The sequence below is a fragment of the Vibrio ponticus genome (assembly GCF_009938225.1).
Taxonomy (GTDB): domain Bacteria; phylum Pseudomonadota; class Gammaproteobacteria; order Enterobacterales; family Vibrionaceae; genus Vibrio; species Vibrio ponticus.
Genome location: NZ_AP019657.1, coordinates 1,454,220 through 1,477,305, shown reverse-complemented (window position 1 = coordinate 1,477,305; position 23,086 = coordinate 1,454,220). Strand labels below are relative to the sequence as shown.

The 23,086-nt window shown below is 43.2% G+C and carries 19 protein-coding genes; 15 read left to right on the top strand and 4 right to left on the bottom strand.

Features of this window, described 5'->3' with window-relative positions; genetic code table 11:
- The first annotated feature begins 169 nt into the window (after positions 1-169).
- Both GZN30_RS06470 and GZN30_RS06465 read left to right on the top strand, forming a co-directional pair.
- Complete coding sequence (locus GZN30_RS06470; protein WP_075649072.1) at positions 170-988, top strand: hypothetical protein; 819 nt, start codon at positions 170-172, stop codon at positions 986-988.
- A gap of 114 nt (positions 989-1,102) precedes the next feature.
- Entirely contained in the window at positions 1,103-1,666 is a 564-nt protein-coding gene (locus GZN30_RS06465) for a hypothetical protein (RefSeq protein ID WP_161987040.1), read from the top strand.
- 854 nt (positions 1,667-2,520) lie between these two features.
- On the opposite strand, the gene GZN30_RS06460 is transcribed toward GZN30_RS06465, so the two are convergent.
- The gene (locus GZN30_RS06460) at positions 2,521-3,261 is read right to left on the bottom strand and encodes a sulfite exporter TauE/SafE family protein (RefSeq protein WP_161987039.1); all 741 of its coding nucleotides are present in this window, start codon (positions 3,259-3,261) and stop codon (positions 2,521-2,523) included.
- A gap of 275 nt (positions 3,262-3,536) precedes the next feature.
- On the opposite strand from GZN30_RS06460, the gene hpfG reads away from it, so the two are divergent.
- From hpfG to GZN30_RS06445, 3 genes are all read left to right on the top strand, one after another.
- On the top strand, positions 3,537-6,068 hold the full coding sequence (gene hpfG / locus GZN30_RS06455) for a (2S)-3-sulfopropanediol dehydratase (RefSeq protein ID WP_075652663.1): 2,532 nt from the start codon (positions 3,537-3,539) through the stop codon (positions 6,066-6,068).
- A gap of 94 nt (positions 6,069-6,162) precedes the next feature.
- Positions 6,163-7,122, top strand: coding sequence for a (2S)-3-sulfopropanediol dehydratase activating enzyme (hpfH, locus tag GZN30_RS06450; protein WP_075652662.1), 960 nt, complete (start codon positions 6,163-6,165; stop codon positions 7,120-7,122).
- A 79-nt stretch (positions 7,123-7,201) separates the two neighbouring features.
- Complete coding sequence (locus GZN30_RS06445; protein ID WP_075652661.1) at positions 7,202-8,263, top strand: aldose epimerase family protein; 1,062 nt, start codon at positions 7,202-7,204, stop codon at positions 8,261-8,263.
- 176 nt (positions 8,264-8,439) lie between these two features.
- Here GZN30_RS06445 and GZN30_RS06440 read toward each other — a convergent pair whose 3' ends face one another.
- Together GZN30_RS06440 and GZN30_RS06435 are read right to left on the bottom strand one after the other, a co-directional pair.
- Positions 8,440-9,198, bottom strand: a complete 759-nt coding sequence (locus tag GZN30_RS06440) for a DeoR/GlpR family DNA-binding transcription regulator (protein WP_083627253.1) — start codon at positions 9,196-9,198, stop codon at positions 8,440-8,442.
- 18 nt (positions 9,199-9,216) lie between these two features.
- Positions 9,217-10,104, bottom strand: coding sequence for a PfkB family carbohydrate kinase (locus GZN30_RS06435; RefSeq protein ID WP_083627251.1), 888 nt, complete (start codon positions 10,102-10,104; stop codon positions 9,217-9,219).
- Positions 10,105-10,314: 210 nt separating this feature from the next.
- On the opposite strand from GZN30_RS06435, the gene yihU reads away from it, so the two are divergent.
- The 9 genes from yihU (at position 10,315) to rnk (ending at position 20,091) form a co-directional block, all read left to right on the top strand.
- The gene (gene yihU / locus GZN30_RS06430; RefSeq protein ID WP_075652658.1) at positions 10,315-11,208 is read left to right on the top strand and encodes a sulfolactaldehyde 3-reductase; all 894 of its coding nucleotides are present in this window, start codon (positions 10,315-10,317) and stop codon (positions 11,206-11,208) included.
- 522 nt (positions 11,209-11,730) lie between these two features.
- Positions 11,731-12,591, top strand: coding sequence for a class II fructose-bisphosphate aldolase (locus tag GZN30_RS06425; RefSeq protein ID WP_075652657.1), 861 nt, complete (start codon positions 11,731-11,733; stop codon positions 12,589-12,591).
- Positions 12,592-12,674: 83 nt separating this feature from the next.
- Entirely contained in the window at positions 12,675-13,301 is a 627-nt protein-coding gene (locus tag GZN30_RS06420; protein WP_075652656.1) for a TRAP transporter small permease, read from the top strand.
- A gap of 14 nt (positions 13,302-13,315) precedes the next feature.
- Entirely contained in the window at positions 13,316-14,605 is a 1,290-nt protein-coding gene (locus GZN30_RS06415; protein WP_075652655.1) for a TRAP transporter large permease, read from the top strand.
- Between the two features lie 115 nt (positions 14,606-14,720).
- Positions 14,721-14,987, top strand: coding sequence for a PTS transporter subunit EIIB (locus GZN30_RS06410; RefSeq protein ID WP_075652654.1), 267 nt, complete (start codon positions 14,721-14,723; stop codon positions 14,985-14,987).
- A gap of 76 nt (positions 14,988-15,063) precedes the next feature.
- Complete coding sequence (locus GZN30_RS06405; protein WP_075652653.1) at positions 15,064-16,314, top strand: AGE family epimerase/isomerase; 1,251 nt, start codon at positions 15,064-15,066, stop codon at positions 16,312-16,314.
- Between the two features lie 315 nt (positions 16,315-16,629).
- Positions 16,630-16,968 (top strand): hypothetical protein, encoded by a 339-nt coding sequence (locus GZN30_RS06400; RefSeq protein ID WP_075649660.1) that lies wholly within the window; start codon positions 16,630-16,632, stop codon positions 16,966-16,968.
- Positions 16,969-17,280: 312 nt separating this feature from the next.
- The gene (locus GZN30_RS06395) at positions 17,281-19,398 is read left to right on the top strand and encodes an immunoglobulin-like domain-containing protein (protein WP_083627175.1); all 2,118 of its coding nucleotides are present in this window, start codon (positions 17,281-17,283) and stop codon (positions 19,396-19,398) included.
- A 282-nt stretch (positions 19,399-19,680) separates the two neighbouring features.
- On the top strand, positions 19,681-20,091 hold the full coding sequence (gene rnk, locus GZN30_RS06390) for a nucleoside diphosphate kinase regulator (RefSeq protein ID WP_075649658.1): 411 nt from the start codon (positions 19,681-19,683) through the stop codon (positions 20,089-20,091).
- 40 nt (positions 20,092-20,131) lie between these two features.
- On the opposite strand, the gene GZN30_RS06385 is transcribed toward rnk, so the two are convergent.
- Entirely contained in the window at positions 20,132-21,574 is a 1,443-nt protein-coding gene (locus GZN30_RS06385; protein ID WP_075649657.1) for a DUF2867 domain-containing protein, read from the bottom strand.
- A 95-nt stretch (positions 21,575-21,669) separates the two neighbouring features.
- On the opposite strand from GZN30_RS06385, the gene GZN30_RS06380 reads away from it, so the two are divergent.
- Positions 21,670-23,043 carry an MATE family efflux transporter gene (locus GZN30_RS06380; protein ID WP_075649656.1) on the top strand — a complete coding sequence of 458 codons (1,374 nt, stop codon included), beginning with the start codon at positions 21,670-21,672 and terminating at the stop codon, positions 23,041-23,043.
- Positions 23,044-23,086: the final 43 nt, after the last annotated feature.

The window sequence follows — 23,086 nt, the reverse complement described above, 5'->3', positions numbered from 1 at the left end:
GTTAAATTCAATCTATCTAGAGTTTTTATATCTTTTGCATTTTTAGCTGGATTTCGCAGTTAAGCTCATGTTTTTAAGTAAAAATTTCCAATAAAATTGGAATGAAGTAAGAGCTGGGGATTTTCAGCCTAATAGTTCTTTACACTCTCGGTAGAATAGGTTTAGTAGTATGACAATTGATAAAAAACAAAAATATAAATTAGAACGTGAAGATTATATAGAAAATTTAGCATTCGAAAAAATATCGAAATTATTAAAGATTAACAAAGAATTTATTTTACCTATCCAGAAAGATAAAACTCTGAGAGATGCACTTTACACAAAAACTAAAATCACAACGAGGAGAACTCCAGATTTTGCAATCGTTGATGGTAGTGAAAAGTACCATAATCAAGTCATGTTCGTTGAGGTTAATGAACCTACTGGTGGTTTACTAACTGCTTATGGTATTGATAAGGAGCTAGGGGATGCAATGAGATCTGCTCCTTTATCTAATGGTATGGATGGAAATGCAAACAGGGTTTTGTTAAATAAACCTAATTCTCGTTTTGATGAAAAAGTAACCAGTAAATTAGATAAAACATATAATCGTTATTCATTTAATCGCTCTGGAAAGGGAACAATTTCAGTTAATACTGGTTTGGTGTTTTGCATGGGCGATGAAAGACACGAAAACATTACCATGCCTGGCGACTTTCACTTCAACTTGTCTCATGGGCAGTTCATACCTTTGGTTATAAATACTTTATACTTATTAAGTGGCGGGAAGCTGCATACGAGAGATGCTTGGGCATATAGAAATAAAGTCTTTAGCTTTGAGTTTTGTGAGTCGTATAAGCATATGGGGTTTGTAGTTTTCATTGGCGGTGATTCTGCTGTGAATTATAACTTTGTTTTCGCAAATGACAGATTTTTGAGAGCGAAAGGTAACTTTGTTGCTAAACATATGGCAGCACTTAATAAAAACAAAGTTGAGTTAGAGTGTTAACAAGGCAATCAAGGTGATGCGTTACACTCGGTGGTTTGGTATGTAGTTCGGTGTGCTTTGCTGGTTTCGTGGGGTACGCCATATTGCCGGCGTTATGAATTTTAAGGAAGATCGGTGTTTGAATTAGTTAAATTAGTAGATGCTAAGTCTTGGATTGGTTTTTTTGGAGTACTATTTGGTGCTTTTCTCGGTCTATCCGGAGTCGTGTTTGCTAATCGCTCAAGCCTAGCTAGGCTTAAACTTCAACTAGAAACAGAAAGAAACCGTGAGAAAACTCAGGTTAAACGAGAGCGACTGGAAGAGCTATATGTACTGATGAGCCAATGGGTAAATAAGTTCCACTCAAACTTCTTTAAATTATCTTTAGTGATGGAAGGCAAGATAGGTTATAACCAGTACCTAGATGAAATTATTCAGGAAGGCAGTTTAAATAAAGTTGATTTTCAACGAATTGAAATGATCCTAAATATTTATGGGCGAGAATTGCTGCCTGCATATAAAGACATCTTAAAATGCAGAGATCAAATTGCTGAAATGGGGGCTGCGTATAAAATAGATTACGAGCAGGGTGAGAATGGTAAAAGCTATATTGAGCCATATTCCATACTACATACCGAACTTGAGATTCGAGTTGAGATACTAAAAATGCAGTTAGCTGAGGTTGCATCAAATGCATAATCAGCGTTTAAGTTTTCAAGATACCTTTTCTAATCTAACTGGAGCGATTTAGTGCATTAAGTCTAAATCGCTTTTGTCCAAAAACGACCCAGCCCATACAACCACATCAATAAGCAAAAATGCAGGATAGCATTTTTAGGTTTTCGGCGTCGGGAACGCCTAAAACCGGCTGGACAAAGCCAGAGAAACAAAAGCGCCTTTCTGGTTACTCTTTGGTAAGACAAAGAGTAACTGGACCGCTTACGGAGCAGTAAGAGAAATACGATCAAGTCTCAAGCGGTACATACAAATACCGACAAATTACACCTACTAAGAAAAACTAACAGCAAGATTCCCGCATTCGCGAGAATGACAAATTTTGAGTTTAGCGATTATTCCCAGATGCACAAGAATGAAAAGTCTTAAGCGGTACATACAAACACCGACACATTACATCTACTAAGCAAAGCTAAAAGCGAGATTCCCGCATTCGCGAGAATGACAAATTTTCAGCTTAGCGATAATTCTCGTATGCGGCAGAATGAAAACTCTTAAGCGGTACATACAAACACCGACATATTACACCTACTAAGAAAAGCTAAAAGCGAGATTCCCGCATTCACGAGAATGACAAATTTTGAGCATAGCGATAATTCTCGTATGCGGCAGAATGAAAACTCTTAAGCGGTACATACAAACACCGACACATTACATCTACTAAGCAAAGCTAAAAGCAAGATTCCCGCATTCGCGAGAATGACAAAGTTTGAGTTTAGCGATTAAACCCCTTCAACCATGCCCAACATAGCAAAAAACAAAAACGACACTCACCAGGAGTGCCGTTTTACCAACTACTGACCAAAACACCAAAATGTCTAAAAACTTACATTTTTGAACACCAGCATAAAGCCCATCACTAACAAGAAACTGTGCACGATTTTGTGGTAATCGATTTTGTACTTTTGTAGGAAGTGGTAGCCAATCATACCGCCTGCTAGACCAAGTGCGAACGCTGGCATAGCTGATAGAACATGTGAAATAACTTCCTCAGTAATCAACCCTTCATTCCAGAAACTTACGTTGGCACCGATCATTTGCAGCATAAAGAAGAACGCCAGTGTCGACTTGGTTTGGTCTGCTGTCCAAGGCTGCATTGATGTGTAGGCAATCACTGGTGGACCTGACTCACCCACACTTGCTCCAAGCACGCCTGAAGTAAAGCCTGCACCAATCGTTAATGGCATTGAAGCCTCTTTAAACAAAGGCTTAGTCGCACGTAGCGAGTGGATGCTAGAAATAATTAATACCGCACCCATCGTCAATAGGATGTACTGAGATGGCATGCTTGCCAGCAGTTTTGCGCCGACAAAAGAAGCGGGTACTGAGCCTGCAAACAGGATCAAACCTGTTTGACGTTGAATAGAATGTCGCATTTTCCACACGATTGGTAATGTCACCAACCAGCCAAAAATACCTGCAATAGGAACCGCCGTTTGAGCACCGACAATCAGTGACAGCAAAGGTACGGAAACGAGTGCTGAGCCAAAGCCAGTCAAGCCTTGAGTAAAGCCTGCTAGTGCGATGATCAGCGAAATAAGAATTATCGTGGTGTCCATAAATCCATGTTTAGAGCTTAGTGAATGTACGATCACTATAGATTTATTATAATTAATTACCATTATTTGTGTCACATTTTGTTGTTTTTTGTTTGTATGGTTTCGCTTTGTGACCATCCTCCCATACAATTTCTACCTCTTTCGTATAATCAACCTCAGTAGTTTCGGGCATTGCGAGCAGTCAAAATGCCAATGTTTAAATAGTGACTTTGAGCCGTTGTGAGTTCAAAGAATTGAGCATTGGCATCTTGATTCTTTATTTTATGAGGTTAGCTATGGAAAACTTCCAAGCAGACAAAGAGATGTTGTTTGAACTGAAAACAACCACTCACACAGATGCAATCGGTACAGAGCCATTTGATAAGGTTTATGGTTTGGGTTACGAAGTAGGGCATGCGGATTGGTCTCCGTTCCCGCGCGTGAATCGTCTGCGCCAAACGTTCTTAGATCGTCCATACGACATTGATGTGGAAAGATTGCGTTTAGTAACAGAAGCGTATCGTGACAATGAAACCATGCCGCGTATCGTGCAATGTGCGTTGGCGTTTCAAAATATTCTGCTTAACAGCACGTTACATATCTACGACGAAGATTTGATCTTAGGTGAGATTGCCGCGCCTGCTAAAGCATCGCCAATCTATCCAGAGTTCTCTGTTGACTGGATCATCGACGAAATTCTTAACTCGCCATTTGAAGAACGCTCAAACGATCAGTTTTATATTCGTAATGAGCAAGAGCGAGCGGAAATTCTTGAGTTGTGCGCTTACTGGAAAGGTAAAAGTGCTAATGAGTTCATCACAGCGAACTTAGATGACGATCAGAAGAAAGGCTCTCACATGGGTGAGAAGGTATTCCAAACCAACAACTATCACTTTGCTGGTATTGGTCACTTCGCAATGGACTTCAATAAGCTGATGACGCTTGGCTACAACGGCGTATTAGAGCAGGCACAACAGGCTTTTGCTGGGCTTTCAAAACAAGATCCAGATTATGGTGATAAGCGTGATTACTACACCGCAACGATCATTGCGCTAGAATCGGCGATTAAATACATCACCCGTTATGCATTGCTCGCGGAAGACATGGCGTTCGCCGAGACTGATGAAGTTCGCAAGCAAGAATTGCAAGCGATGTCGGCGAACTGTTACCAAATTGCTGGTGGCGTCCCGCAAACATTCTGGCAAGCGGCTCAGTTGTTTAACTTTGCTGTGACGATGACGCAAATTGAAGGCAATGGTCACTCAATTTCTTACGGTCGTATGGACCAGTGGATGCTACCGTTCTATGCCAAAGATCGTGCTGAAAACGGCGTGGCCAAAGAGTTCGTTTTAGAAGTGCTAGAAGTGCTTTACGTTAAGATGAACAACCCAACCAAGCTGAAAGACAAAGGCACAGTTAAGGTGCGCAATGGTCGTGGCTTTGGTGGTGAAAGCTTAACGATTGGCGGTGTTGATCAACAAGGTAACGATGCCACTAACGATCTAACCATGCTGATGCTTGAAGCGTCCGTGCATACACGCATGATGAACCCTTGGGTGTGTGTGCGTTTACACGATCAAACGCCATATGAGCTTAAAGTTAAAACCATTGAATGTATTCGCGCAGGCTACGGTCATCCGAAATTGTTCAATGATGGTCCAGCAATTAAAGCGATGCTTGGTAAAGGCGTGACGCTTGAAGAAGCGCGTGATTACGCAGTTGTTGGCTGTGTTGAGCCGACGATTCCAGGCAAAGAACACGGCTGGCTGGATGCGGGCTATGTGAACACCGTAAAAATGATGGAAATGGTGATCAACGGCGGTCGTATTTTGTCGGGTCCTAATGCTGGTATGCAGCTTGGCCCGGATACTGGCAGCCTTGAAACTTATCAATCATTTGAAGAAGTGTTAGAGAGTGTGGACAAGCAGTTTGCTTATTGGTGTGACCAACTGTGTAGCTGCCTAAACATTACTGACAAGATGCACCGCATGATCAAACCAACGCCTTACATTTCAGCGTTCTTTGAAGGGTGTATCGAGTCAGGAAAAGACATGACTTATGGCGGCGTTAAATACAATGGTACAGCCCCACAAGCGGCGGGCATTGCGAGTTGTGCTGACTCATTGGCGAGCATCAAAAAGCTCATGTTTGATGATAAGAAATACACGGGTAAACAGCTGTTAGACGCGGTAAAAGATAACTGGGATGGTCACCAAAAACTGTATGCCTTGGTTAACAGTTCAAAGATTCCACACTATGGCAATGATATCGATGAGGCGGACGAGCTATTTAACTTCATGTTTGAATGTTACTGCCGCCATATTAAAGGTCGTCAAAACCCACGTGGTGGTAAGTTCAGCCCGGGTGTTTACACTGTAAACGCTAACGTAGGGATGGGGTTATACACTAACGCATCGTTGGATGGACGCAGAAACGGTGAGCCAATCTCTGACAATATGGGACCAGTGCATACTGCGGGTGGCTCACACGATATTAGCGGTCCAACGGCAGTGATCAACTCCGTCACCAAGGTGGACCATAGTTTGGCGACAAACGGTACGCTGCTAAACCTGCGTTTCCCTGAAGATGCCGTTTCGGGTGTTGAAGGTCGCGATATTCTGCTCAGCTTTGTTGATGAGTACATCGGTAAGCAGGGCATGCACGTACAATTCAATATCATGAGTTCGGAAAAAATGCGCGCAGCGCAAAAGAATCCAGAGCTTTATCGCGATATGTTGGTGCGAGTTGCTGGTTACAGCGCTTACTTTGTTGAGCTGGGTAAACCGCTGCAGGACGATTTGATCCAACGTACAGAACTACGATTCTAATTAACCCACAGTGATACCCAAACCATTGCCCACTAGTATCTGGGATTATGAGTGGTTTGGGTTTTCACGTTTTAACACCAGGTTGAGGTGAATTGTGTCAAATCAGGCGATAGTGCTAAATGTCCAAAGGTTCACGCTACATGATGGACCGGGTATTCGCACCGAAATATTTCTTAAAGGTTGCCCTCTACGCTGTGATTGGTGTGGTAATCCGGAAAGCTTTAAACGCGATATTGAAGTCGGCGTTTACCACAACAAATGCATTTCCACTGAGCATTGCGGTTCGTGTTTGGATGTTTGTCCTGATAACAAAATGCTGATCTATTCTGACGCGATGTTGCAGCAAATCGATAGACACCAGTGCACCAGCTGCTTGAATTGTGTCGAGGAGTGTCCTTCGGAAGCGATAAAGCAGTGGGGTGAGTCGATGTCCGTTGATGAGTGTATGGATCTGATACGCAAAGATCGCGGATTTTATGACCGTTCAGGCGGTGGCGTGACGGTTTCTGGTGGAGAACCTTTGCTGCAAAGTGATTTTGTGGTTGAGTTGTTTAAAGCCTGTAAGCAAGAGGGGATTCATACCTGTCTTGAGTCGAGCTTCTATGTCAACTGGAACCGGATTGAAAAGGTTCTGCCTTATACGGACCTGTTTATTTCTGATCTCAAGTTAATGGATAGTGCCAAACATAAGCAATACACAGGCGTTGATAATCGTAAGATTTTTAATAACTTAAAAGCACTGAGCAAACTCGACAAAGCGCTGATTTTAAGGATCCCAGTGATACCAACTATCAATGACGATAACGGCAATATTTCAGCCACTGCGGATTTTATTGAGCAGGAACTTGATGGTCGAGTCAGCATCTTGCAGTTGTTGAGTTTTATGCGCTTGGGTGAGGAAAAATACCGGTCATTGGGTCTGCCTTACAAAATGCAATCACTGCAATTCGACCGCCATGAATTTCAGGCTCGAGTGAGCGAGATTGCCAACTACTTTAATCAACGCGGTATTCGCTGCTCAGTGGGAACGAAAGAGCAGAGTGAAACAGTTTAGATAGTACAAATAGAAATGCTAAGTGATAGTGATGGTATCAGTTGGCGAATAAGATAAAACGGATAAATGAGGTAACTACGTGGAACTGAAGATTGAACATTGGGGGCAGGTTGGAGGTCAAACTGCGCCGGTAAAACTGATTACGCTGACCAACAGCCAAGGTATCTCACTGCAGTTGACTAACTATGGTTGTATTGTGACTTCAATTAAAGTGCCAGATCGCAATGGCGTCGTAGCGGATGTTGTGCTTGGTTACGAAAGCCTAGAAAAATACCTTGGAGGTCATCCTTTTTTTGGTGCGGTAGCGGGTCGTTACGCTAACCGTATTGCAGAGGGACGTTATGAGCTTGATGGCGAAGTGTTTCAATTAGAAACCAACGAAGCGCCAACTGGGCAACACCTGCATGGTGGTACGAAAGGTTTTGATAAGTACGTATGGGATTTTGAGATTGAAGAACAAGAAGAGGCGACATACGTTCATCTAACACGAGTATCGCTCGATGGTGAAGGAGGTTACGGTGGTACTCTGAATGTGACTCACACTATTGGTTTAGATGAATTCAATCAAGTTCACTATAACTTCCAAGCTTTTACTAATAAGCCTACGGTTGTTAATTTAGTTAACCATAGTTACTACAACTTAGCGGGTCATGATTCGGGTACAGTTGATCAACATGAATTGAAGCTTTATTCCCAGTTCTACACTCCAGTATATGATAACTCCATTCCAACCGGTGAAATTCTATCGGTTAAGGGAACAGGTCTCGATTTCACCGAGACCAAGCAAATTGCTTTGAATAAAGCGATGATGCCGTTAGGTGGCTTTGACCATAACTGTATTCTTGATGGTTCGAGAAAAGAAGGCGAGTACAACTATGCGGCGGAGCTTTATGAACCGCAAAGTGGACGTATGATGACGGTTCTCACTACTCAGCCCGCGGTACAGTTCTACAATGGCTTTAAGCTGTCAAACAAGCATTGGGTAGGGCGTCACGGTGAGCGTTATGAGTCTTGCTATGGTATGTGTTTGGAAACCCAGCACTATCCAGATAGCCCAAATAACCTGCATTTTCCTACGACTCGTCTTAACCCTGGTGAACTGTTTGAAGAGAAGACGATTCACCGCTTCTCAATCAAATAGTACTTAATTCACTACGCTCAACTATCAAGAGAAAAGGTCCGTCATGGACCTTTTTTTATCTGCTCACTATCTATATTTCATTGTCGTTTTATCGATGGTTAGCGCGAGTAATAGACGTAAAAAAAGCGACTTAGGTAAGTCGCTTTTTACGTTAATGCGTTCACAACACTGTGTATCTATGAGCAGATAACCACTTCTGTTTCGCCCTGTCTAGCCGCAGTTTCAATGGCTGGGCTAGGTTTCGAGTCTGTAAAGAAGTAATCAACGTCTTTGATGTTAGCAAGGGTAATTGACCCTTTTGGAATGAACTTGCTTGAGTCCATCGCCACTAACACATGACGTGCTGCCTTCATCACTGTTTGGGTGAATACAGTTTCGTTGAGATCGTATTCTAGCAGTGTGCCATCGACATCGATCGATGCTGCACTAGTTACTAAGTAATCAAAGCGGAAGTTAGAAATGAACTCCATAGCTTCAGTACCGACAATACCGCCATTGAATGCCTTAACTTTGCCGCTAGGGATCAATACATCAATAGACTTGTTTGTGTGCAGAACACTGGCTACACGCAGGCTATTGGTGATGACCTGTAGATTACTTTTCGTCGCTAGGTGGCTCGCGATGATTTCTGTTGTCGTACCAATCGAAATAAATACGGTTGAACCATCAGGTATCAAATCAGCAATTGCTTTGCCCATGGCATGCTTTTGCTCGGTATCGGATACTTTACGAACCTCATAGTCGAGATTATTTTTTGTCGCTGGTGAACTTGCACCACCGTGGTGGCGGATCACAAAGCGAGCGTCGCTGAGCTTTTTAATATCACGGCGGATGGTCTGTGTAGAAACTTCAAGAAGCTCTGCGAGATCTTCAACGCTGTAATAGCCTTTGTCATTGACGAGCTGAATTAATTTATCTTGTCTGGGATTAGTCACTTTAATCCTCTTTTTTGTTTATTTCTGAAGTTTTTGGTCCACTTCTGATCTAGCCGGGATTCCTTCTCGACCACCTCTTTTAGTGCATTTTAACGCTGCCACTAGGTTTGAGAAAACAATCGCCTCACGGCTTTGTTTCGATTCTGCGACCGCAACCGCTAAAGCACCATGAAAAACATCGCCTGCACCAGTTGTGTCCACCACATCAACTTTGATTACTGGCTCATGACAAATTTCGTCACCTTCTAGCCAGTAGCAGCCCTGTGAACCTACTGTAACATAAACTTTGCCATCTGTTTGTTTTTTAGCGATTTTAAGACCTTCAATTGGATCACTGCAACCAGTGAACTTTTCAAGGCCAGGCTCAGAGAACGCCACATGATCGGCTAGTTTCACAAGCTCGTCAATAGAATCTGGTGAAAGGTCAGCGTCTAGTACAGAAGGGATATTGTGTTTTTTTGCTTGCTCTAAAGCGTACTTTGCGCCCTCTGGCCAACGTACGTCAGTGAGTATGGTTTCGTACTGTGAAAAGTCGATAGTTTCAAGTTGCTTTGGATCGCGGCTCAGTGATTGATCTTGGTAATTAATGATCATTCGCTCACCTTCATCATCAACTAGAACAGCTGAGAAGGCTGATGATGCGCCAGCGACATGCACAGCTTTATCAACATTTACGCCATAGCTAGCCAGCTCAGATAGCATGGTATCTGCCACACCATCTTGACCAACACGACCGATGAAATCGACTTGGTGACCCATCTTAGCAACCGCGACAGCCGCTGTCGCAGCAGGACCTCCGCCAACTTCAAAGTAATCTTTTGCTACGTATTTACCACCTGTTGTTGGCAAAGAAGCTACACGTTGAATACGGTCGAGAACCGTAATACCTAAACATGCAATTGTCATAATTCTAATCTCTATAGGTTTACTTTATTGGATTGCGATTTCGCAAATTGATGTCTGCAGTATATTCACATCTGTAGTTTTAACTAGGACTGCAATCACAAAACGACCAAAACAAACAAAAAACAACAAAATGTGACATTAGTTACGGTTGCAATGTCATTTTATGTTTATATTTGTCTCAACTTAATCGCTAACGTGAAGGAAAGAACAATGTCTACTATTGGATTTATTGGTTTGGGTCAAATGGGTACGCCAATGGCGCTGAACTTAATCAAGGGCGGCCACTCAGTAAAAGTTTTTGACATCAACCAAGATGCAGTCCAGCAGCTAGTTGAACAAGGCGCGACAGCAGCGACATCGCCTGCTAATGCGGCATTAGATTCGGAATTCGTTGTTACTATGCTGCCAAACGGTACGCTGGTTAAAAATGTGATCTTAGGTGAGAACGGTGTTACGACGACACTCGATAAAAATGCACTACTTATCGACATGTCTACAATTCACCCGCTTGAGACTGATAGCCTAATTAAACAAATGACAGAACTTGGCTTCTCAATGATGGAAGCGCCAGTCGGCCGTACTTCTGAGCATGCGGTTCGTGGTGAGCTACTTATCATGGCTGGTGGCACAAAAGAACAAGTAGAGCGTGCTCAACCACTGTTTGATTGTATGGGTAATGAGACGGTTGATTGTGGCGGCGCAGGTAAAGGTATCCGCGTTAAGATCATCAACAACTACATGAGTATCGCGTTAAACGCCCTTTCTGCTGAAGCAGCGACGCTTTCTGAAGCCATTGGTCTGGATTGGGAAACCTCAATGAAAGTGATGAGCGGCACACCTGCAGGTAAAGGTCACTTTACAACGACTTGGCCAGGTAAGGTGCTAGCAGGCGATCTGTCACCAGTATTCATGGTCGACCTAGCGCATAAAGACATTGGTATTGCGTTGGATCTTGCTAACCAAGTTAACGTGCCAATGCCTTGTGGCGCTGCGGCTCGTGAAATGTACAACTTAACTCGTGCGGCAGGTCGTGGTCGTCAAGACTGGACTGCGGTACTAGAGCAGCTACGCGTAAGTTCAGGTCTTGAACCAAAAGTGAAATAAGAACTGACCGTAAATTGGTTATCTAAAATGAAGATTAAGCAACATTTTCTGACATTATGTATGGTTTTTGTTGCTTATTGTTTCTTTTGAAATGTCCATTTTTCATTGCCTAGATGCATGGATCTTCATTTGTTTTGACGATGAAAGACCATGAATACGTAACTTACCCTTACAGAAAAAATGAAGAGATAAGTTGCGAAATCACGAATATTAATAAGTAATCGATTATTGTTGATGCCCTAATTCTAAAGGGGTAGGGCTTTGTTTGCGCTGGTTAGTTTCGCAGTCAATATTTCGTTGAAACAGTAAGTTATATCTATATAGCAAATGATGAGATATTGAGTTCTAACAGAAATTTATGCTTATTGAGTGTTTTGTGACTCCGTGTACATTTATGGCAATGAATGTCATTAAAGTGACAGAAAGTGTTATCCATCTAACAGAAATTGACAACTTGGATTGGTAACTTCTGTCTTAGCAAAATTAGAGTCGATAAGACTAAAAATATTACAAGGAAATAAAATGGCTTACGTATCTGGTAACACAATGATTAACGAAGCGTGGAAAAACGGTTATGCAATCGGTGCTTTCACAGCTCACAACCTAGAAACGATCAAAGCAGTACTACTAGCGGCTCAAGAAGAGCAATCGCCAATCATGATTCAAATTGGTCAAAAAGCAATTAACGAAATGGGCATGAAACCACTTCGTACTGCGATTGACTCATTGATCGAATACCACCAAATCACGGTACCAGTGTGTGTTCACTTAGACCACAGCCGTAAGTTCGAGCAATGTATGGAAGCTGCGACCTGTGATTTCCAATCGCTTATGTTCGATGGTTCAGCGCTAGATTTCGAAGAGAACGTACGCATCACTAAAGCAGTAGTAGACGTAGCAAACGCGCTAGGACTAGGTGCTGAAGGTGAAATCGGTAAGATTGGTGGTACAGAAGATGACATCACAGTTGATGAAAAAGACGCGATGATCACTACCGTTGCTGAAGCATTGGATTTCTCTGAGCGTACTGGTGTTCACTACCTTGCTGTTTCAATCGGTACAGCGCACGGTGTTTACAAAACTACCCCACAACTGAAGTTTGACCGTCTGTCAGAAATCAAAGAAGCAGTGCAAAAACCAATCGTTCTTCACGGTGGTTCAGGTGTGCCAGATGACCAAGTAATCGAAGCGGTAAAACGTGGTGTAGCGAAGATCAACGTTGATACTGAATTACGCCAAGGCTTTATTGACGGTGTACAAGCGCACTGGCAAGCAAACGCGAAGGACTACGTACTTGCTGATGTGATGAATACCGGTATCGCTTCAATGAAAGAAGTGGTTCGCCACAAAATCCGCCTGTTTGGTTCAAACGGCAAAGCGTAATTTAACAATAAATATAATAAGACAGGGTGCTGTTTACCTCGGCACCCAATTTCCCAAAGCCCTATAAAAATGATGGTGATTCTATGCTAAAAACAATAGAAAAAGCATTGAATACAGTGACTACCCCTGTTGCGAAATTACTACGCCACGTTGCTGGTGTATTACTTCTCGTGATGACAGTGATGGTTGTCGCTCAAGTACTCTTCCGTTATGTACTTAACGTGCCTTTAAGCTGGACAGATGAGATGGCGCGTTTCTTGATGATCTACATGACTTATCTCTGCCTGCCGTTCGTGTACTTGGCCGACAAAAACATTGCAATGACATTCGTAACTGAAATTGTGGAGAAAAAAGCCCCTCGACTATACGCATTGTTTGCTTTAGTTGCGCATATCTCAGCAATTCTTGTATTTGCGGTTTGGATTAAATTTGGTTGGAACTTCTACAACACCGGTTCAGTAATGGCCGACAGTTTGCCAATTCCAATGTATGTCATCTACGTGATTCCACCAGTAATGATGACAGTAACATGTGTTTACGCACTACAAAAATGTATCCAGTCTATTCGTGGCATTTTAGGAGATTTCACTGACGTTTCTCAAAGCCAAGCGACGGTTGCTCTTTACGAAGCACCAATAATCGAAGAAGACAGTTCTGACGCGCCTGAAAGCAAGAAAGAGGCGAATCTAGAACCAACAGCAGCATCTTAAGAAGGCGTTAAACTATGGTATCTCCAATCTTTCTAGTCTATTTCTTAGTACTGCTTATCGTCGGCGTACCAGTACTATTTACATTGGGTTTATCCCCGATGATCACTCTGTTCCAAAACGACCAAATGTTGTTTGCGAACATGCTTTATCAACGCCTGTACTCTGGCTTAGATAGCTTCTTACTGCTTGCTCTACCATTCTTTATGTTGGCGGGCGAGTGTATGACGGCGGGTGGTATTACACCACGTATCATCGCTTTTGCTCAGACAATGGTTCAGCACTTGCGTGGTGGTCTAGGTCACGTGGTAATTCTCGCGGCAACAATCTTCGGTGCACTGACTGGTTCAGCGGTAGCGGCAACTTCAGCAATCGGCGGTATGCTGCTTCCTGAAATGAAGAAGTACAAATACGATACTGGTTATTCTGCAGCACTAACGGCAGCGGCGACAGTACTTGGTAACATCATTCCACCATCAGGCATCATGCTTATCTACGCGTTTGTTATGAACACGTCAGTAGCAGCAATGTTCTTGGCTGGTGTGACTCCAGGTATCATTCTGTGTGTGGGTCTTATGATCATGAACCACTTCCAGATCAAAAAATACCCACAAGTACAAGCAATGGAACGTGCACCAGCGATGGAGCGTCGCCAAGCATTCCGTCTAGCGATTGTTCCGCTAATGACACCAGTGATCATTCTTGGTGGTATTTACGGTGGTATCTTTACGCCAACAGAAGCAGCTGCAGTAGCAGTAGCTTACGCAATCGTAGTTTCGCTATACATCATTAAAGCGACTAACGTTAAAGCAACTTACGCACTGTTCGCGAAAGTAGCAGTAAACGCAGCATCGATTCTTATCATCGTTGCAGCGGCAAGTGGTTTTGCATCACTAATCAGTCTATCTGGTGTTTCGACCATGGTTGCTGATTTCATGAATGGTATTACTGATAACCCTTACTTACTGTTTGCGATTATTAACGTACTGCTATTCATCATTGGTATGTTCTTAGACGCGGGTCCTGCAATCCTAATCTTTGCTCCGATTTTCGCGCCAATCATGACAGCAGCGGGTATCGACCCAGTACACTTCGGTGTGGTTATGTGTGCAAACCTTTCTATCGGTTTGGCAACTCCGCCAATGGGTCTAGTACTTTTCGTAGCATCCGGTGTATCGAAGGTATCTGTATCTGAAATCTCTAAGAAAATCATTCCATTCCTAATCGTAGAAATGGCAATCATCTTCCTGATTTCATTCTTCCCATCATTGGTAATCGGTCTACCTCAATTAGCGGGCATCATGTAGCCCATTGAGTAAACGCGGCACGCAAGGGTGCCGCGTCTAGACAGTACATTTAGCTACACACAATTTCATTAAGCACCAAAGCGTATTTGGTTCTTCGTTACAAGAGAGAAAGTCGATGATTAACGATAAAGGCAACTTACAGGCTAAGGCGCAAAAAATCCTTAAAGCAATGGGCGGTGTTGAGAACATCGTTGCAGGCAGAATCGACAACTGCGCGACGCGCCTACGTATACAAGTTAAAGATTTAGAAATCGTCAATGAAGGTTTGCTGCGACGTCAAGGTGCACTTGGGTTTATCCGCTTACCGGATAACCAGATTCAAGTGGTGTTCTTTGATGTACACACCCTAGCTGAAGAAATTCGAACTCAAGCCGCGAACTGATAACTCAAAACAAGCAAATCGCCGCTTAAGTTAAATACCCAAATTAAATAGATATAAGAAATAATAGGAAACAAATATGAAGTGGATTAACACCAAATCTCACACCTCTTGGTTAGATACTGAAACAGATCGTATCTTTGAATTCGGCCGTCGTTCAGTGGTTCCTAACGGATTTGGTTGGGTGGGTAACAACGGTAACATTCGTGAGGAGATGGGCACTCGTCTTTGGATCACTGCACGTATGCTGCATTGTTACGCGCTTGCTGCACACATGGGTCGTCCTGGTGCGTATGATCTGGTTGAGCACGGTATTGCTGCTCTTGAAGGTCCACTAAAAGATCACACTCACGGTGGTTGGTACGCGACAATCGATAACTCAGGCGAGGGTATCGTTGACTCATCGAAACAAGGCTACCAGCACGCATTCGTACTACTAGGTGCGGCAAGTGCGGTTACAACAGGTCACCCACGTGCACATGCTCTGCTTGATGAAGCCATTACTGTGTACGAAAAACACTTCTGGGTTGAAGAGAAGCAGATGTGTTACGAGTCATGGGATCAAGCGTGGACTGAAACGGAAGATTACCGTGGTGGTAACATGGCGATGCACTCTGTGGAAGCATTCCTAATCGTTTACGATGTGACTAAAGATAAGAAGTGGCTAGATCGCGCACTAAATATCACTGAGTTCATGATCAACAAAACCGCGAAGAGCCTAAGCTACCGTGTAAACGAACACTTTGATGCTGACTGGAATCCACTACCAGATTACAACAAAGAAACGCCAGCAAGCCACTTCCGTGCGTACGGCGGTACACCTGGTCACTGGATTGAGTGGGGTCGCTTAATCTGTCACCTACGTGCAACGCTACTAGAAATTGGTGCTGATTGCCCTGAGTGGTTGCTAGAAGATGCGATTGGTCTGTTTGATGCAACGGTTCGCGATGCGTGGCATGTAGATGGTGCACCAGGTTTCGTTTACTCAGTTGATTGGGACGGTAAGCCAGTTGTACGTGAGCGTATCCGTTGGGCGCCTGTTGAAGCGATCGGTACAGCTTACGCGCTATACGCAGTAACAGGTGAGAAGAAATACGAAGATTGGTACCGCACATGGTGGGATTACTGCCGTACTTACCTAATTGACTACGAAGGTTGTTCATGGTGGCAAGAGCTTGATGTAAATAACCAAGCAGGTACAAGCGTAGTATGGGATGGTAAACAAGACATTTACCACCTAATGCACTGTTTAGTGATTCCTCGCTTGCCACTTACTCCGGGCTTAGCGCCTGCACTTGCTTCTGGTTTATTAGACGTAAACCTAAAGTAATCATTGTGAGTTAAAAAATGCTTCGTGCAGCTCTGATGTATGTTAGAGCTGCACGTTTTTATTCTATCTAAAAACTCTACTTTCTCTTCTTTATTTGCGTCATCTGCCATCTCTACTTAGCTTCTTTATTTCTATTTTTTCGCTATAAGTCTGCATTATTCGTTAACCTTACGATCGCTCGGTTATTAATCTTGGTTGTATTGATCCATTTCATTACTTGGCGATGTGATTAATAACTTTGCATAAGATAAATATCTATATCAACTCAACTGATTAATGAGCGTATTTTTTACTTAAAAGCAAACAGGAAAGTTAATGGATAAATCTAATGCTATAAAAATAATCAGTGCTTTAGCTGATGGTATTGATCCGATTAATGGTGAAGTATTACCTAGGGGGCACAGCTTTAATCACCCTGATGTTATTCGTGCTCTCTGGATTGCTAAAGATGTGATGAATAATGAAATTAATAAACAAAGACGTAAAACGACAAGACCAACAAATACCGGTAAACCTTGGTCGGAAGAGGAGGAACACCAACTTGTTGAGGGATTTGATACGAGGATGAGTATTGCAGCATTAGCACATGCACATCAAAGATCGAGAGGTGCGATTACTTCAAGATTACAGCGTCTTGGAAAGTTAGTTAAATAGGTTGTTGAGATTCGGCTATATTGATATTTGACTAATAATAAAGTTTGCCTTGATTGTTATTAAATGAATTTAAAGTGCTAGTTTTATTTGTTGGTTTGATTTGATTTGATTTGATTGTTGGCTTGAGTTGTAATTATCATTATTGCTGTAAGTTATGATGTTGATTTCTCATTGTTGATATCCTTTAGAGATGTAATGTTGAATTTTTTGTTCTGCGTTTTATTTAAGTTATTTTGATGTGACTAGTTATTTTATTTGAAAGGTATTTACTTTGAAAATAAAACTAGGATTGTCTATTTAAAGGAACGAATAATGCGAATAACAAGTCAGAAATTTTCTATGAGTTTGATAGCCGCACTGATCTTGAGTGGCTGTGAGCTTGATGTTACGCCGCCAGTTGTGACGTTAATTGGTGAAGAGAGTGTAACCGTAGAAGCGGGAACCGAATATCTCGAAAGTGGGGCAACGGCTGAAGATGATATTGATGAAGAAGTGGATGTCATCATCAGTGGTGACGTCGATACGAATACTCTAGGGACATACACTGTCACTTACACCGCTACAGATGTTGCCGGTAACTCGTCTTCCGTAGAAAGGATAGTCATCGTTAATGACACACTCGCGCCTGATTTGTCGTTAAATGGTGCAGTCATCTTAGAAATGCTTGCTGGAGAAGAATTTGTAGAGCCGGGTTGGAGTGCATTAGATCTATACGAAGGCTCGGTTGAAGTCGAGGTTACGGGTTCAGTCGATAGCGCGACTCCGGGCTCTTACACACTGAACTATTCAGCAACGGATCGCTCGGGTAACCAAGCGAGCGAAACTCGTACCGTCACGGTTTTACCAAGTACAATATTGTCACTAACCACACAAAACTACTTCAATGGTGAACTCATCCCTCAAGCGAATGTGACAGTCACTGCTTTTAAAGAGGATGAAACTCTCGTTCGCACTGGGTTGACCGATGCAGAAGGTGAGTTGCAAGTCGTGCTATTTGACCAAGCTGAACGCATAGTGGTTCATGCCGATGCTGAAAACTTCGGTGAGTACAGTCAAATTGTGACTAACCGAGATCAAATTGTGAATGTGTTCCTCCAACCAGTGAATACCACGGTTACTTTTACGCCAACGAACACGAATGAGCTAGTCGTAGAAGGTCTGTCGGTTGTTTCGCTGAATGAAAACGCACTGGTTGATGAAAATGGTCGAGCGCCAAGTGGTGATGTCAATGCAGAGATTACCATCATTGACCCAAGTATTGATCCTAACTTAATGCCAGGTAACTTTGAGACGGTCGATCCTGTGACAGGCGAAGTCGGTCATATCGAGAGTTTTGGTGCAATCAGCGTTACATTCTCGGACCAAGCACAGAACAACTATAACTTAGCTGATGGTCAAACTGCGACGATACGTATTCCATTGTCGTCTGGTGCGATAAATCCACCTGCAACGATTCCTCTTTATTATTTTGATGATGAGACAGGCTATTGGGTAGAAGAAGGGACTGCCGAGCTAATCAATGGACCAGTTAGCCGATATTACCAAGGCACAGTATCGCATTTCACCACTTGGAATGCAGATATTCGTTATCAAACCATTCAAATTCGTGGTTGTGTGGTTGATGGCAATGGGGAGTTCGCACCTTTTGCTCAAGTTAGAACGCAAGGTGTGAATTATACTGGTACGGCTTGGAGCATAACGGATGCACAGGGTCAATTTAGTGTGCCTGCACGATTCAATTCATCCGTATTGCTTTCTGTCGTTACCGGTGAAGGTTTAAGTCGTACATCAACGATTCAAACAAGTAGTGTAGATACCCAACTTGGGGATTGCTTGTCTTTAGAACCTGCGGCAGCGGTAATTAGTCTCACGTGGGGGCAAGAGCCAAGAGATTTGGATACTCACTTCTTTGGACCAGTCAGTGAAGCAGGTGAGCAGAAGTTTTCTGTCTATTATGGCAACAAAAATGTGACGATCGGTCAATCGACGTTTGCCTTGGATGTTGATGATACAAGTAGCTTTGGTCCTGAAGTAACGACAGTGAGCTCTTTCCCTCATGCCGGTCGCTATAGTTATGCCGTATATCGATTTAGCGGTGCGGGTAGTATCTCTGATTCTCCGGCGCGAATTGAATTAAACTACAATGGCTACCGTCGTGTTTTCTCACCACCAACGGGTCAAGCGACAACATGTTGGGCTGCCTTTGATTTTGTGGTTGATGAGGTAGGCGGTGTTACCATCGAAGAAATAGGTGAGTGGAAAGATAGAAACTATTGTTATGCAAGTGGCAATACTGGTTACCCTGAACCACAAGAGCCTGTAGGAGAAGAGGAATCTTTCCAACCAATGCTTAGAGGTGCTCAACTATTCCTTGCTCCACAAACTGATATCTTGAAACAGATGATCGAAGATAAATACTACGCGAAATAGTGAGTTTGAAAGGTTTAGGGTTTCGTTTAGATCTTTCATATATCTAGCAATAGCAGATGGATGTGGGTAGATATTGAAATTAGCAGTAAAAAATACTGCGTGACCGCTCATTTTGGTCATTGCTATTTGCCTAAAGATGTATAACTAGGCACATTAACTGTCAGACAATTCTGCTCATACGATTTAGCCTCCAGACTTTTTCCGAAGTCTGGAGGCTTTTATTTGGTATGAGGATGTCTTGAAAAAAGTACGGTAAGCGTATTTTTGTTGTATGAGGACAGTATGAATATCAAACCTGAAATTACCCTTTCATCACTTGATGTAGATAGAATCTATAATTTAATTGAATCTCTACCACGCAGTGCAGTTTCAACAGAAAAACTAGAAGAGGAACTGGAACGTGGCAATATCGTGACTCCGCAGGAAATACCCGCCAATGTAGTGACGATGAACTCTCGTGTGCGTTTTGTTATTGAAGCGACGCAAAAAGAGTTTGAAATGACGTTAGTGTATCCAAAAGATATGAACAATAGCCTTGATAAGGTCTCGATTTTGGCACCGATTGGCAGTGCTTTATTGGGCTTGTCTATTGGGGATACCATTCAATGGCCTAAACCTGATGGCTCTAATGTCGATGTGACAATACAAGATATTACTTATCAGCCAGAGCGGGAAGGTGAGTTCTTAATCTAAACAGGCTGCCCAAGTTACCGTGTTAACTTGGGCGTTTGTTTTATTCTTCCGGTGCCTGAGGCTTTGCTTTTTTAACAATGGCTTTGACCATCCCTTTAAAAATGAATAGATGCGCAGGCATCATTGCAAACCAATAGAGCAGACCGCGAAATCCTTGCGGATGCCACCAAGCTGTAATGTTGAGGCTTCGTTTGTCACCCAAATCTGTAATGGTGAATTCTAAGCGTCCCAGTCCCGGTCCCTGCATACCGAAAAGTAGCGATAGAAATTGGTTTTTCTCACAGCGTATCACTTTCCATGAGTCGATAAAGTCGCCAACTTTAAGCTCAGGTCCCTCAGGCATGCGGCGAATCGGTTTGCGACCACCAAAGAAGATGTCGAGCCACTCGCGGGTGCGCCATAAATAATTGGCAAAGAAGTATGGATCGTCTCGGCGACCTAATGTTTTAACGACCTGCCAGATCTGTTCAGTAGAGAGATCAGTTTCAATACTTGCCCCGGTTTGCTTTGGGTAGTATCCATAACCTGCTTGCCAACGATTTAAAGCGGCAGGATCAAAGCCCCAGACGTTGCTACGTACAAACTTACCTTCTTGTGCGATGCTGGTGGTGACCATCTCTTTAAAGCGAATCATTTTTTGCGGGAAACGTTGTTCAAGTTCGCTCGAGTCGGCAATAAAGTCATGCTCCAATCCAGCTAACAGAGCACTACCAATATTGGATGGTACAGAGGTAACCATTCCTAGCCAGTAGGATGCAATTTTTGGGGTTAGCAGAGGTGTGGCAAATAAGCGATAGGGACGTTGACTGGCAGCACATATTACTTTGAATTGATCGCGATAGCTGAGAATGTCAGGACCGCCAGCCTCATAAAGCTTGTGTTCATCGGTTGGTTTTTTGGCAAGTTCGAGTAGGTAGTGATTGAGGTTTGGTAGCGCAATGGGATTAGCTTTGGAATCCACCCACTTTGGGGTTACTAGGGCAGGCAAATTATAGACAAAATCGCGCATAATTTCGAAAGCGGCGGAACCTGGACCGATAATCACGCCAGCTCTGACTTCGGTAATTGGTATATGACTTGTTCTTAAGATTTCCCCAGTCATACGGCGAGCTTTAAGATGCTCGGAATTACCAGTCTGAGGTTGAATGGCGCTCAGATAGATAACTTGTTCGATATTACTTTTATCAAGTGCGGCAGTGAAGTTTTCTGCTAGTGATATTTCATAGTCTACGAAGTCATGCCCTTGTGCCATGCCATGAACAAGAAAGTAAACAATCTCGAATTGGGGAACTAACTTGAGTGTTGCTTCTCGATCGGCGAGATCAAGATAGGTGATAGTGAGAAGAGGATGGGGGAGCGTTCTCGCTTGCAAATACTCTATTTGGCGCGCTGCGGCAGTTACGTTGTAACCTTGATTGCAGAGTTGATGGAGTAACTGAGAACCAATATAGCCAGAAGCGCCGAGCACCAGAACTTTCTTCATTATGCACCTAAATGTATGTTCTTGTTTTTAATTGAGTATATAATGTACGGCCGCGTTGGCAATATGACTAAGCAAAATAGTTGAGGTTGTTTTTGATGCTTCTGTCCCAAGTTATTTCTCATACCCGAGGAGACTTCCTTCGTCGTCTTCTTGCGATTGCATTGCCGATTACCTTGCAAAGCATCATGTTCTCTAGCCGCAGCTTAGTCGATGTATTGATGCTGGGTCAGCTTGGTGAAGCTGAAATTGCCGCGGTTGGTGTCGCGGCACGGGCGACCTTTGTGACCACCATTATGTTGGTTGGCGTCACAACGGGTGGGGCGATGCTGACCGCTCAGTATTGGGGAGCGGCAAATAGACAAGGCGTACGAGAGAGTACGGCGTTGACGTGGTTTATGGCAACGCTGTTCGCACTCTTGAGCGTATCGTTGTTTGTTTTTTTTCCAAGTCAGATTATGGGGTTAACCACGGACTCCGAACTGGTAAAACAACTGGGTAGCCAGTACTTGGTGATAACTTCGGTAACCATGCTCGCCGTTGCTTGTGTAGCAAGTATGGCGGTGGGCTTACGTGCCGTTCACCAACCGGGCTTGAGTACCTTTTTTAGTGGCATCGGTATCCTTTCGAATATCTTCCTAAACTGGGTGTTGATCTTTGGTAAGTTTGGCATGCCTGCATTGGGCATCAAAGGCGCGGCCATTGCAACCGTGATAAGTGGCGTGATTGAAGTTGCCTGTTTGTATGGTTATCTCCATTACAAAAAGCACTTGTTAGCGTTCTCTTTTAGCGATATTTCAACCACGTTGAAGTTTGACAAAATTGTTCGCTTCTTAAAGTTGTCCATGCCAACCACTCTCAACTTTTTAGCTTGGGCGGGTGGTCTATTCGCTTATCACGCCATCATGGGACAATCTGGGGTGGAGGGGCTGGCAGCCCTCTCAGTGATGACGCCGGTAGAGTCAATTTCGCTTGCGATGTTAATCGGTATGGCTAATGCTTCAGCGGTGTTGATCGGCAACCAAATCGGGGCGAAAAAGTATGACGAAGCTTATTATCAAGCAATAGGTATCATGTTGTTGAGTGTGGTTGTGGCAATAGTGGTCGCGATTTTGCTCTATTTATGTCGAGACTTGGTTCTAAGCTCGTTTAGTGCACTTACCCCGGAAACTCGAGCTCTGACCGATAAATTTATCGTTGTTTTGAGCCTTGGTCTTTTACTCCGTTGTATTCCGATGATGGCGATTGTTGGTGTGTTACGAGCCGGTGGTGACGTTAAGTTTTGTCTCTATCAAGATTTGGTTGCTCAGTGGTTGATTGGCATTCCTTTGGCTGCTGTGGCAGCAATTTACTGGGGATGGAAACCTGAAGCAATTTATGTGCTGTTTTTAACTGAAGAATTAGTCAAGTGGGGCGGTTCTATTTACCGTGTTAGAAGTAAGAAATGGTTGAAAAATTTGATTGAAAATTAGAAAGATAGTGCTTTAATTATGTAATCTATTGAGAGGTGTGTGA

What these genes read in the sequence shown, in the direction of transcription:
- GZN30_RS06470 (WP_075649072.1), top strand. Translation starts at nt 170, where the DNA reads ATGACAATTGATAAAAAACAAAAATATAAATTAGAACGTGAAGATTAT.
- GZN30_RS06460 (WP_161987039.1), bottom strand. Translation starts at nt 3,261, where the DNA reads ATGGACACCACGATAATTCTTATTTCGCTGATCATCGCACTAGCAGGC.
- hpfG (WP_075652663.1), top strand. Translation starts at nt 3,537, where the DNA reads ATGGAAAACTTCCAAGCAGACAAAGAGATGTTGTTTGAACTGAAAACA.
- GZN30_RS06435 (WP_083627251.1), bottom strand. Translation starts at nt 10,104, where the DNA reads ATGACAATTGCATGTTTAGGTATTACGGTTCTCGACCGTATTCAACGT.
- yihU (WP_075652658.1), top strand. Translation starts at nt 10,315, where the DNA reads ATGTCTACTATTGGATTTATTGGTTTGGGTCAAATGGGTACGCCAATG.
- GZN30_RS06425 (WP_075652657.1), top strand. Translation starts at nt 11,731, where the DNA reads ATGGCTTACGTATCTGGTAACACAATGATTAACGAAGCGTGGAAAAAC.
- GZN30_RS06420 (WP_075652656.1), top strand. Translation starts at nt 12,675, where the DNA reads ATGCTAAAAACAATAGAAAAAGCATTGAATACAGTGACTACCCCTGTT.
- GZN30_RS06415 (WP_075652655.1), top strand. Translation starts at nt 13,316, where the DNA reads ATGGTATCTCCAATCTTTCTAGTCTATTTCTTAGTACTGCTTATCGTC.
- GZN30_RS06410 (WP_075652654.1), top strand. Translation starts at nt 14,721, where the DNA reads ATGATTAACGATAAAGGCAACTTACAGGCTAAGGCGCAAAAAATCCTT.
- GZN30_RS06405 (WP_075652653.1), top strand. Translation starts at nt 15,064, where the DNA reads ATGAAGTGGATTAACACCAAATCTCACACCTCTTGGTTAGATACTGAA.
- GZN30_RS06400 (WP_075649660.1), top strand. Translation starts at nt 16,630, where the DNA reads ATGGATAAATCTAATGCTATAAAAATAATCAGTGCTTTAGCTGATGGT.
- GZN30_RS06395 (WP_083627175.1), top strand. Translation starts at nt 17,281, where the DNA reads ATGCGAATAACAAGTCAGAAATTTTCTATGAGTTTGATAGCCGCACTG.
- rnk (WP_075649658.1), top strand. Translation starts at nt 19,681, where the DNA reads ATGAATATCAAACCTGAAATTACCCTTTCATCACTTGATGTAGATAGA.
- GZN30_RS06385 (WP_075649657.1), bottom strand. Translation starts at nt 21,574, where the DNA reads ATGAAGAAAGTTCTGGTGCTCGGCGCTTCTGGCTATATTGGTTCTCAG.
- GZN30_RS06380 (WP_075649656.1), top strand. Translation starts at nt 21,670, where the DNA reads ATGCTTCTGTCCCAAGTTATTTCTCATACCCGAGGAGACTTCCTTCGT.